We start from the raw sequence: 11,832 nt of genomic DNA, 5'->3' as shown, positions 1-11,832 counted from the left end.
AGGGCAAATTGACATATATACCTGACTCTTGTGACCATTGTAATGGAGAAAATAATTTTGAAAAAGTGCTTGACAGATAGTATAAGTCTACTGTATCATTGTATTAAAGAATTAATACAATGATACAGGTTGAAAGGAGTTTAGATATGGCGTATGTTTTTGACAACAATATACCCCTGTATCTGCAGGTGATAGATATCATCAAGAAGCAGATTATATCTGGTATATATCAGCCAGGCCAGCAGTTAGAATCTGTGAGAGCCTTGGCGGGCGAGTATGAAATAAATCCCAATACCATACAGAGGGCTTTACAGGAATTAGAAAATCAAGGTTTGGTATTTTCACAGAGGACTAGAGGGAGGTTTGTGATAGATAATATGGAGTTGATTAAAGAGGAGAGATACAAGATGAGTCAGGTTTTGATAAAGGAATCAATAGAAGCTTTATATACATTGGGATTTGACAAGGAAGAGATAGTAGAAGCTTATAGAAAAATTTTATTCGAGGAGGAGGAATAGGATATGGCTATTAATAAGGAAGAGCTAATAAAGGACGACGTAATTCTATATGTTGACCAGGTGAGAAAGTCATATGGTAAGAAGAGAGTTCTTAAAAATATGTCCTTTACTATAGAAAAGGGTAAGATTGTTGGCTTTTTAGGACCAAATGGCTGTGGTAAGACTACACTTGTAAAGCTGATAAATGGTCTGATACCAGTGACTGATGGTGTAATTAGAGTAGGCGGCAAGAAGATAGGCAAGGATACCAAGAGCATGATATCATATCTGCCAGAGAGGACCTACCTAAATAATTGGATGAGGGTCAAGGATATTTTGGACTTCTTTGAAGACTTATTTGAGGACTTCGATAGGGAGAGGGCTGAGCAGATGTTTTTTGATATGAATATAGATCTAAAGGACAAGCTAAAGAACCTATCAAAGGGTACAAAAGAAAAGATTCAGCTAGTCTTGGTTATGTCTAGGCAGGCGGACCTATACATACTAGATGAGCCTATAGCAGGTGTCGATCCAGCTGCTAGGTCATATATTATGAAGACTATCTTGACTAACTTGCCAGAGGAGAGCAGTCTACTGATAGTTACCCACTTGGTGAGCGATATAGAGACTATATGTGATGAGATTATATTTGTAAATGACGGCATGGTCATGATGCATGAGGAAACAGAGAGCCTGAGAGAGAAGTATGGCAAGTCTATAGATGCCATTTTTAGGGAGGAATTTAGATGTTAGGAAAATTGATAAAATATGAGATAAAATCTATATACAAGTACTTTTTAGTCTTGTATGCAATTATTATAGTTGGAGCCATTACATCATATGGTACTGTAAAGGCATCTAGTGATATACTTTCAAAATTGGGATTTAGTTCATTTATTTTATGTATATTGGCCATAATAGCACTTAATATATTACTTTTAATATTCACAATTACAAGGTTTAATAGTTCTCTATTGGGCGATGAGGGTTATCTGATGTTTACAGTACCAACATCTACCCACAATATAATCTGGTCAAAGGCCATAGCTATGTTGATATTTAACCTGATATCATTTATAATTGTAGGTCTTGTTATAGGTGGATATATATTCTTTATTGGTAGCGTTAATGCAGTGCAAATAAATGAACAAACATTTGAAATTGCTAGTGTCATTTTTAGTAAGCCAAGTACGTATATGGTTATATTTCTATGCATCCTACATTTATTAGTTTCTATTGTATCATCTACAATGGTTATTTATGCAGCCTTATCATTTGGGCAGATGCCAATGTTCAAAAAGCACAAAAATATATCTGCTATAGGGTTTTTCGTTGGATTTACAATATTTTCAAACTATCTGATATCTAAATTTGGTTTGAAAAAGATTACTAGCATTTTTGAATCCTATAATGCGAAATACTCTCATGTCTTTGAAAATATAGATATGTCAAAGGACTTGCAAAAACTAGGAGATATGGTAGTTATCAGTGGACAATATTTTTCATGGGCCTTGTTTGTCTTATTATTGGCGGCCTTGCTTGAACTAATTATTTTATACCTGATTACGTATTATATATTGAATAAAAGGTTAAACTTAGATTAGAGATTTTAAATAAAATAAAAAAGGACTAGTTAGTAGCTTGTTCAAGCAATTGTTACTGACTAGTCCTTTGTTTATACTATCTTAGTGGTGACATGATGAATGGTCACCGTGGCCAGCACAGTTGGCACCGGCATCTTCTAGTTTACCTGCTAGGTAGTTTTCAACTGCCAGCTGAGGATCTCCTACAATACCAGAGAATGACTTGACCCCCTTGGCTGCTAGTCCATCGATTGCACCCTGACCCATTCCTGATGTGATGATTACGATTATAATTAACCCTACTTCGATTTTACACTTAAATTCGAAAAAAATCAAAAAAACTATTTACAGGTACAGCTAAATGGCATATAATTAAATCAAAGGAATATATGAACAAGTATTCATATATTTGTTTAAAAAAATCAAATAAATAGTTGCTTCAAATTTAAAATGTACACAGTAAGGGCTGCTAATTACGGAGTCTTTGCTAATTGATAGCACTTGTAGAATAGGAGGAAAATATGGCTGAAAGAAAATTGATAGACGACAATATAGAAGTATGTCAGGCCTATTGCATACACGAGGATAGGATAGATGAAGTCAAAAAGGACAGGCCTACAGAAGAAATGGTATATGATTTGGCGGAATTATTTAAGATATTTGGTGATGTCACTAGGATCAAAATAATATACGCTCTTTTGGAAAGAGAGATGTGCGTTTGTGATATTGCCACATTATTGGAGATGACCCAGTCGGCTATTTCCCACCAATTAAGGGTCTTGAAAAAGGCCAGGTTGGTCAAGTTTAGGAAGGAAGGCAAGACGGTCTTTTATTCGCTTGATGATTATCACATAGATAAAATATTCAGTTTTGGCCTAGACCATATCAAGGAGATATATTATTAGGAATTTAGAGGAGATAATGTTTTAAAATGGAAGGTGTGAATTATGAGTAGGGTAGAAATTATGATGGGTGGCTTAAATTGTGCCCATTGTGCAGGTGTTATAGAGGAAAAGATAAAGGCCAGAGAAGAGGTTGATAGAGCCAATCTAAATTTTGTAAATAAGAAACTAGCCGTAGATATAAATGAAGCTTATAAATTGGGTCAGGTGGTGGATCGATTGATCGATATAATAGACGACACTGAGCCGGGTCTAGATATTAGTTTGAAGATAGATGGAGATATTTTGACAGTTGGGGATTTTAGGTCAAGATTAGATGGGCATGAAAGCCAAGTTGCAATAGACAATATGAGGAAGGTAGAGCATGCAGAACAAGAAGAACACTCAAATAAATTATTGATATTTGCTATTATCCTTTATGTTGTGACCATGATAGCAGCTAGGTTTGGCCTGCCATACCCGCTATACCTAGGTCTACTGGGGTTAGCCTATGTAATGTCGGGCAAGGATGTCCTGCTATCGGCAGTCAGAAATCTTTTAAAGGGTAATGCTCTAGATGAAAACTTTCTGATGACTGTGGCGACTATAGGTGCAGCTGCTATAGGAGAGTATCCAGAGGCTGTGGGTGTTATGTTATTTTATGGAATAGGTGAGGCCTTGGAGGATTTGGCTGTAGGTAGGTCTAGAAAGAATATCGAGAGCCTAATGGATATAGCACCAGAGGTAGCCAACTTGATTGATGGAGATAATATAGTGGAGATTGATCCTCAAAAGGTAAGAATAGGCGATAGGATACTGGTCAGAGTAGGCGAGAGAATCCCCCTAGATGGTAGAATAATCAAGGGTGCAAGTAGACTGGATACGTCAGCTATTACGGGTGAATCTGTTCTTAGGTCTGCGAGAGAGGGCGACGAGGTCTTGTCTGGTGTCATCAATAAGGAGGCCCTTATAGAGGTCGAGGTGACAAAGTTGTACCAAGATTCTACAGTTGTTAGGATTCTAGATATGGTGGAAAATGCCAGTGCCAACAAATCCAAGACAGAAAACTTTATAAGCGTATTTGCCAGGTATTATACTCCTATAGTTGTGGGTCTAGCCTTAGCAATTATGTTTTTGCCACCGCTAGTAGGGGGTCAGGGCTTAAGTACATGGATATATAGGGGTTTGATTTTCTTGGTAGTATCTTGTCCATGTGCCTTAGTATTGTCTATACCGTTGACATTTTTCTCAGGTATAGGGCTAGCATCCACAAATGGTATCTTGGTAAAGGGTAGTAACTACCTAGATGCCTTGATGTCGGTAAAGACCCTAGTATTTGACAAGACAGGCACCTTGACTCAGGGTGTATTCAATGTGGCGAATATAAATGTGGCTGATGGAATAGATGAAAAAGACCTGATGACCTATGCCTACCTAGCAGAGTCTTCTTCCAACCATCCAATAGCTAAGTCTATACTTGCCTGGTGTCAGGATGCTGGAACTACTATGGATGTAGACAAAAATCTAATGGGTTTGTATAGGGAAATTCCTGCCCAAGGTATTAAGTTGGTCTATAAGGGTCAAGAAATTTTAGCAGGTAATTCAAGGCTTATGGAAGAAGAAAATATATCTTATCAGGAAATCAAAAATTCTTCTACAAAGGTATATATAGCTGTAGATTATGAATATAAGGGTTGTGTGGAGATAGCAGACAGGTTGAGACCGGGAATAAAGAATACACTAGCAGATTTGAAAAAGATTGGCATAGAAAAATTGGTTATGTTGACAGGTGATAGTGATGATGTGGCTAGAGAACTGTCTGTAGATCTTGGTATGACGAGCTATCATGCTAACCTACTACCAAATCAAAAGGTAGAAATTGTAGAAGACCTGATGAAGGGTATGGATAAAGATTCCAAGCTAGCCTTTATAGGCGATGGTATAAATGATGCCCCTGTAATAGCCAGGGCTGATGTAGGTTTTTCTATGGGTGGCATAGGTTCAGATGCAGCTATTGAGGCCTCTGATGTAGTTATAATGACAGATGAGATATCAAAGATAGCTACAGCTATTAGGATATCAAGTATGACCAAGAAAATAGTCTGGCAGAATATAGTTTTAGCTATAGGGGTAAAAGTACTAGTTATGGTACTGAGTACACTTGGTATAGCAAATATGTGGATGGCGATTTTTGCTGACGTAGGTGTAGCAGTGCTGGCAGTGCTAAACTCACTAAGAGTATTAGCCTATAAACCAAAATAAGAAAATTAAATAAATATCCTCTCTTAAAGTGCTTGTAAAAATTCATGGGGAATACTTGTATACTTTATATATTTATTTTTCTTTATAGCTAGATATGTCAAAAATTATATGGTATACTACTATGATTTAACATTAATTTTAGATATGTGTTGTAGATATTGCAATTTCAATGTTTTAAATGATTGTAACTTGTCCTTTTTTATTTTGATACTAGCAATAAACGAACTAAGGTTATAGATCTAGACAAAGAACATAAGGGGATGAAATCGCATACCCATCATGGATACAAGCATAACGAAAATGATGGTAAAAAAGGGGCCTCTAAGTTAAGTTTAAAAGAAGGAAAGATGGTAGAAAAGGTTAATAAAATCTGGTATAATTATATTAACAAAAACAGGTAGTAGTATAGGGGCAGTACAGGGTGATGGCCAAGGCTCCGGTTCGAATCCGGGCGCCTGGTGAGATAAGTGATAGTATAATGTGAGTACGTGGTTGCAGGCCAAGGCGCTGGTTAAAATCCAGACACTTATTTCATTTTGATTAAAAGACACTTAGAGATAGGTGTCTTTTTTTTGCGAATAAGAGAGGTGATAATATGGGTGGCAGAGGTGCAAGTTTAGGAGCGTCATTTGACGCAGATAAAAACGGACATTTTTACATAGACTCTTTTGGTTACTTTATTGCTAAACTTTTTAAAAAAGGGTGCCAATATTGACACCCTAAAATTTCTTATATTCTTATCCTATATTATCCTTCACAATTTTACCATCTTTAATGGTCACTATCCTATCAGCCATATTGGCTATAGATTCATCATGTGTAATCATAACTAATGTGTGACCAAACTGTCGTACAGCAGCAACCAATAAATTCATAACTTCCTCTGTCGTCTTGCTATCGAGGTTACCAGTAGGCTCATCTGCAAAAATAAACTCTGACCTGTTTGATAATGCTCTGGCTATTGCCACCCTCTGTTGCTGACCACCTGACAATTCATTGGGGAATTTTTTTATATGTTCTTTCAATCCCATACCCTCTATTAAACTCTCAATATACTTTTTATCCTCTTTTTTTCCGTCTAGATGAACTGGTAATACAATATTATCATATACATTTAAAACTGGTATCAAATTAAAGCTTTGGAAGATAAATCCAAATTCTTTCCTCCTTATAGATGACAATTTTTCATCGTTCAAGTTATATATATTCTTTCCATTTAGCAAAACATCACCAGAGGTCGGTTTGTCTAAACCTGCAATACAATGGAGTAGCGTGGATTTTCCACTTCCAGAAGTACCTACAACAACAGTAAACTTCCCTATATCTATACTCAAATCAACTCCATCTACTGCCTTTACCATGCTATTGCCCTTGCCATAATATTTTTTCAAATTTCTAACTTCTAATGATTTCATATTTTCCCCCTTGTCTACTCAATACTATTTATCATATCCATAATATTAATCTTGTCAATTTTTTTGGCCAATATAAAACCTGCAACCAACATACACATTATGCAGACCAGGGTAAATGCTAACAAATTACCCCAAGGAATATACAAGTATTCATTAAAAGGTATACCCTGTTGCATAGCACACATCTTAACACTCTCAAATTCAAATATAGCGTCACGCAAACTCCAAAGATAAATACCTATTATACCTGGTATAACTACTAAAACGGTGTTTTTCATACAAATACTCTTTAAAGTTCTACGTCTCATACCCAATGATAATAAACTTCCGTATTCATTTTTCCTCATATAAAAACTCAATATAATTCCAACAATTATATTAGTAATTGCCAGAGCAAATAGTATTAATGTGGTTACAAAATCTCTCTTTTTAGCAATCCTATGATACCATTCTAAATCATCTATTATCCCTTCAAGAGTTTCAGCTTTGAAAAATTGTTTATATCCCAAAAAATTCTTTACACCCTTGAACACCCTCTTTATATCAGACTTATCTCTTGTCCGAATTTCAACCCTAGACATGTATTCAGAACCGGTAATCTTAGCATACGCCTTAGAATCTACCAGTATATCTGGAACAAAGGCTTCTGTATCATAAAAACTCCCCCAAATATCGTCAAGCAATCCAACAACCTTAAACTTTTGATTCTTATAACTAATTTTTCCTGTTTTTTTATTATAACTTTCAATCCTAAGGTTGATAATATCTCCTATTGATAGATTTTTTATTACCTTAAAATTTCCTCTTTCATCCATCTTCAAGTAAAACGTATTATAAACTAATGCTTCTACTATACCATTTTCTACCTTGTCACTTGGTAGGTGCCCCCTTTCTAGAACATTATCCTTATCGATAAAATCCTGAATCAACTTCTTAGGCATACCTAAAAGATCAAACCTTATCTCACCCTTATCAAAATTATCATCCAATAATCTTTGAGCCTTATATTGGTCTGATAGTTGATTAGGTTTCACATACATATAGGCCTCTGAATTCGACCTAGCAAAAACATCTTTCACCCCTCCTATGCTTGATATCTTTTTTACATCATCACTGGTATAGCCTGTTCTAAAATTATCTACAAACCTATCTTGAGATAACCTAATATCATAATCCCTAAATGACCGTTCCAGTGGACTCATATAGGTTTTCCAATATGTGGGAAAACTATAATTATGTACATAAGTGTGACCTGCAAACACTATAATCACGGATGATACTACTAGGAATACTTTTTGCTTCAAAATAGAAGTCACCAATAATCTATTAGTTATATCACTAAAAATATTATTTATCAGATTGTTAGTAAACCTACCCCAGACATTATTCTTAAGACCTTTATACTGCTCTATTGGCGTCTTTGAAAGTAGCTTAATAGATGGTATTGCCACTGATAACATCATAACCAAAGCTAGTAATATCACTACGTTCTTCATACACACCCAGTCATATGATATGGTGGCATGTGCCATACTAATATCAATACTAGAATAGCTAAAAAACCTGGTAAATATCCTAGACAATGGCAAACCCATTATCAATCCCAGTACAACCGATACAAAAAGTAAAAATACATTTTTCATGAACTCAAATAATAAGATTCTTCTTTTTGACATGGCTATAACCCTGAGAAGCCCCTGATCTCTTGATATTTGACTAGCCATTAATGATATTATATTCATCGTCATAAAAGCTCCCAAAACCATAAAAGCCCAATCCATAGAATCATTATCAGAGAATAATCGCGCTTCTTCTTCCTTGATCCTAGCATGCGTGTTGTCTATATAGATGTGATCTGAATTGACATTTAAATCTGAGCTTAATTTCATAGATGCAATATAGGGCTTTAAGCCTTCCTTAAAGTCTATGGTACCCTTATATGATATATTTTTTACTACATCATATTCACCTCTAGCTAACATTATAGAGCTATCTATAAAAAATGTTTTCATAACCTCTGGACAAGTATAGTATCCAACAACCTTGACATCTAACTTGTAGTTTTCTATATCTACCTTATTTTCTCTATTCTTAAATTTATTATATCCTTCTATATTTATTTTTTGACCCATTTTCAGATTCATTTGCTTAAAAAAATCCTCAAATACTATCACTTCATTCTTGCTTATGGGCAATCGTCCCTCTACTAAAGTCAAATTATATTGCTCAAAGTATTTTTGGTCAAATTCTATTAAATCTTCTGTTAACCTATTTGAATAAGTAACTACACCATAAGTCCTTACCTTAGTATATGAATCAACATCCTTATTCTTGCTAATTTTACTAATCTGTTCAAGATTTAGATTATTATATATAACCTCTGCCTTAGGTCTATTTTTAGCCAATACATCCTTAATATACTCTAGTTGACTTTTTTTTGCAGTAGCATTTGCAAAAACAACACATATAGATATGGCCAAAACTGTGATTAAGGCTAAATTTTTCCTGTAATTTTTTATAATGTATTTCCAAATCAAATTAATCATATATACCTCCTCAGTATTTTCTATTTGGTTAGAATCAACCAATATACAAACCACAATGCTATGTCTAATAAGATGTCCTCTATAATTAAATTGTATCATACTCACACTTATCATTAACTACCGCTTATAACCATTGGCTACCACTTATTAACAAAAAAACAGTATCTAGAATAAAATTTCTCTATAAGATACTGTTCCATATAAAAATATAAAATTGTAAAGAATATATTCATCACCTGCTTAAGCAGTTAATCGTCTAACATGAAATTTCTAAAGGCTTCCTTTACGAGTTTTTTCTTTCTTCTTGACATAGGCAGGTCCTTTCCCGAATAGGTCACTATATTATCATCTCCTATCTTTTTTGCATATCTCAAATTTATATATACCCCCTTATGACATTCAACAAAGTTAGCCAAATCAAAAGGTAAATCACTGGTTATCCTATATGAAGTTTCAATCATTTCAGAATTTATATGCCCTAGAACTATCCTGCCTCCAAACCTTTCTATATATTCCAGTTCATCTATATATATGTACATCCTAGTCCTATCCGACTTTACAATTTGATACTTGTAAATAATACGACCAAATTTATTAATTAAGCGTTTCATAACTTCATCTAAATCTTTATCCAAATCTGATTTTCTAACAAAACCAAAAGTATTCAAAGAAAACACTTCATAAACTCTATTGTTATGAGAAGTTACAAATATAAAGATAGCAGAAGCATCAATTTTAGCTATTTCATTCGCCAACTCTATCCCATCATCTCTTCCTATATCTATATCCAAAAAATATAGGTCAAATGAACCCTTATACAGATTTTCCAAGACTAAATTTGCTTGACTATAACTATAAATATCTACTTCTATCTCAGCTTCCCTAAAAATCCTTGTTACTCTTGAATCTATTTTTTTCAAAAATCCTACATCATCATCACAAATTGCAATCCTCATAAAGATCCCCTCTCTCATACACCTTCTAGCTTGAACATCGTCTCTTCATCTAAAAAGCTTGATTATCATATATAGAGTCTTTTACATACATCTAAAAAATATTTTTAGAGTAAATATTTCTTCGCCAGTAATCACCTTCATTCCCCCATCATACTTACTCACAATTTCTTCAATAATTTTTAGACCATAACCTCTTGATATACCACCCTTATCGCTTATTGATTTAGACTTTGACTTCTCATCATATCTGTTGCTTATGGTATATTGGATAAAATCCCCTTTCAAGTGACACTTAATAACAATTTTTCGCTCTCTTTCATCTAGGGCAAGTGATGCTTCAATAGCATTATCTATACTATTGAAAAGTATAGAAGACAGGTCCCTATCCTCCACTGTTATTGATTTTGGTACAATCATCTTTATATCGTAGTCTATAGAATTTTCATTCATATAGGCTATTTTATCATTTAAAATTATATCAACTAATATATTTCCTGTTTGAATGTATATTGGTAAATTAATTATATCATCCCTTATAGATGATATATATTTTTTTGCTATCGATGTATCAGACATTGACTCCATAATATTCATATGATTATTTATATCATGCCTAATCTTAGATATTCTCTCATCAGCTTCCAATATCTTCTCAAGATATTTATCATTATAAATCTTTATCCTGTCAACGATAGCACCATTTAAACTATTTTTATTATGCTCTGATAACTTTATATAAAAATAAAAATTACATAAGGTAAGCACTGATATAGCAGCAGATAAAAGGTCATCTTTTTTATGTATTCTAACACTTGCCTCTATTATCCCAAAATTATTCTTGTCATAATCAAAAGGCTTGTAATCTACAATTATAAGAACAATCATAAAAACTAATACTATTGCACACATAATATGTTTTTCTTTTTTGGTCAAATAGTACAATTTCTTATAAAGCTTGTCATCTATAATTACTATAATAGAAAATAGGAATAGTGATATCAGCAGATTAATAAGCCCCATAACATACATCATTCTTTTTTCTGCAAGAAAACTAACTATAAAGTTCGATAAGCAGGCAAATATTGACCCTTGAACATAAAAAAAATACATTCCAATAAATAACTTATAGATTATATCCGTGTCCCTATTTAATATATATAAGTATACTAAAACCATGATTATAATATTGACATCTATTTGCACTCCATGAATTATATTAACATTAGGCATGTAGATATTGATTATATTGTTTATTACAACAAAAACAATTGCAACCGACATGTCAATAACCCATCTCTTTTTGTTTAATGGTTTGATATTTAAGGCATACATAAAAAACATAGTTTTGATTGTAATGTCTAGCACTACATACATATTATTTATCAAGCCAAATAATCCGCATAATTCTGCCATCATACATACTACCTCCCACTATAAGGATATTATATCAAGAATATCCCATCTGTACACACCAGTTGTGATATTTTTATACCACTTGCCCATAAAATGATAGCTCTCAAAAAAGGGTGCCAAGATTGGCACCCTTAAATATCGGTTGTATAATATTTAGCGTTGGTGAGAGAAAAAGTTCTCCCCCAAGGCTAAATTTTTGCAAAAAAATAGGAACACACATCAAAGAAAATTATGACATAACTAAAAATGGAAGTCAGACTGTAAAAATACTTTTTAATA

10 protein-coding genes are annotated in these 11,832 nt (G+C 33.7%); 5 read left to right on the top strand and 5 right to left on the bottom strand.

The features are described from left to right. Positions 1-146: 146 nt before the first annotated feature. The 3 genes from HMPREF1639_RS02370 to HMPREF1639_RS02360 are packed head-to-tail and all read left to right on the top strand — an operon-like array spanning position 147 to position 2,101. Positions 147-518 (top strand): GntR family transcriptional regulator, encoded by a 372-nt coding sequence (locus HMPREF1639_RS02370; RefSeq protein ID WP_036762883.1) that lies wholly within the window; start codon positions 147-149, stop codon positions 516-518. Between the two features lie 3 nt (positions 519-521). Next, positions 522-1,250: an ABC transporter ATP-binding protein gene (locus HMPREF1639_RS02365; RefSeq protein WP_036762881.1), complete on the top strand. Its 729-nt coding sequence runs from the start codon at positions 522-524 to the stop codon at positions 1,248-1,250. Next, on the top strand, positions 1,244-2,101 hold the full coding sequence (locus tag HMPREF1639_RS02360) for a hypothetical protein (protein WP_036762879.1): 858 nt from the start codon (positions 1,244-1,246) through the stop codon (positions 2,099-2,101). The genes HMPREF1639_RS02365 and HMPREF1639_RS02360 overlap by 7 nt, the downstream gene beginning before the upstream one ends. Before the next feature lie 81 nt (positions 2,102-2,182). Here HMPREF1639_RS02360 and HMPREF1639_RS09205 read toward each other — a convergent pair whose 3' ends face one another. Beyond that, entirely contained in the window at positions 2,183-2,416 is a 234-nt protein-coding gene (locus tag HMPREF1639_RS09205) for a NifB/NifX family molybdenum-iron cluster-binding protein (RefSeq protein WP_036762876.1), read from the bottom strand. 185 nt (positions 2,417-2,601) lie between these two features. On the opposite strand from HMPREF1639_RS09205, the gene HMPREF1639_RS02350 reads away from it, so the two are divergent. Together HMPREF1639_RS02350 and HMPREF1639_RS02345 are read left to right on the top strand one after the other, a co-directional pair. Further along, positions 2,602-2,985: an ArsR/SmtB family transcription factor gene (locus HMPREF1639_RS02350; protein WP_036762873.1), complete on the top strand. Its 384-nt coding sequence runs from the start codon at positions 2,602-2,604 to the stop codon at positions 2,983-2,985. Between the two features lie 42 nt (positions 2,986-3,027). Further along, entirely contained in the window at positions 3,028-5,223 is a 2,196-nt protein-coding gene (locus HMPREF1639_RS02345) for a heavy metal translocating P-type ATPase (RefSeq protein ID WP_036762871.1), read from the top strand. A gap of 737 nt (positions 5,224-5,960) precedes the next feature. Here HMPREF1639_RS02345 and HMPREF1639_RS02340 read toward each other — a convergent pair. From HMPREF1639_RS02340 to HMPREF1639_RS02325, 4 genes are all read right to left on the bottom strand, one after another. Next, entirely contained in the window at positions 5,961-6,638 is a 678-nt protein-coding gene (locus tag HMPREF1639_RS02340) for an ABC transporter ATP-binding protein (RefSeq protein ID WP_036762869.1), read from the bottom strand. Positions 6,639-6,652: 14 nt separating this feature from the next. Beyond that, positions 6,653-9,184 carry an ABC transporter permease gene (locus tag HMPREF1639_RS02335; RefSeq protein WP_036762867.1) on the bottom strand — a complete coding sequence of 844 codons (2,532 nt, stop codon included), beginning with the start codon at positions 9,182-9,184 and terminating at the stop codon, positions 6,653-6,655. A gap of 248 nt (positions 9,185-9,432) precedes the next feature. Then, the gene (locus tag HMPREF1639_RS02330; protein ID WP_036762866.1) at positions 9,433-10,140 is read right to left on the bottom strand and encodes a LytR/AlgR family response regulator transcription factor; all 708 of its coding nucleotides are present in this window, start codon (positions 10,138-10,140) and stop codon (positions 9,433-9,435) included. Positions 10,141-10,221: 81 nt separating this feature from the next. Continuing rightward, positions 10,222-11,556, bottom strand: coding sequence for a sensor histidine kinase (locus HMPREF1639_RS02325; RefSeq protein ID WP_036762864.1), 1,335 nt, complete (start codon positions 11,554-11,556; stop codon positions 10,222-10,224). Between the last annotated feature and the right edge of the window lie 276 nt (positions 11,557-11,832).

Source organism: Peptostreptococcus sp. MV1 (assembly GCF_000758885.1).
Classification (GTDB): Bacteria; Bacillota; Clostridia; order Peptostreptococcales; family Peptostreptococcaceae; genus Peptostreptococcus.
This window is presented reverse-complemented; position numbering and strand designations above follow the sequence as displayed.

What these genes read in the sequence shown, in the direction of transcription:
- HMPREF1639_RS02370 (WP_036762883.1), top strand. Translation starts at nt 147, where the DNA reads ATGGCGTATGTTTTTGACAACAATATACCCCTGTATCTGCAGGTGATA.
- HMPREF1639_RS02365 (WP_036762881.1), top strand. Translation starts at nt 522, where the DNA reads ATGGCTATTAATAAGGAAGAGCTAATAAAGGACGACGTAATTCTATAT.
- HMPREF1639_RS02325 (WP_036762864.1), bottom strand. Translation starts at nt 11,556, where the DNA reads ATGATGGCAGAATTATGCGGATTATTTGGCTTGATAAATAATATGTAT.
- HMPREF1639_RS02360 (WP_036762879.1), top strand. Translation starts at nt 1,244, where the DNA reads ATGTTAGGAAAATTGATAAAATATGAGATAAAATCTATATACAAGTAC.
- HMPREF1639_RS02340 (WP_036762869.1), bottom strand. Translation starts at nt 6,638, where the DNA reads ATGAAATCATTAGAAGTTAGAAATTTGAAAAAATATTATGGCAAGGGC.
- HMPREF1639_RS02330 (WP_036762866.1), bottom strand. Translation starts at nt 10,140, where the DNA reads ATGAGGATTGCAATTTGTGATGATGATGTAGGATTTTTGAAAAAAATA.
- HMPREF1639_RS02335 (WP_036762867.1), bottom strand. Translation starts at nt 9,184, where the DNA reads ATGATTAATTTGATTTGGAAATACATTATAAAAAATTACAGGAAAAAT.
- HMPREF1639_RS02345 (WP_036762871.1), top strand. Translation starts at nt 3,028, where the DNA reads ATGAGTAGGGTAGAAATTATGATGGGTGGCTTAAATTGTGCCCATTGT.
- HMPREF1639_RS02350 (WP_036762873.1), top strand. Translation starts at nt 2,602, where the DNA reads ATGGCTGAAAGAAAATTGATAGACGACAATATAGAAGTATGTCAGGCC.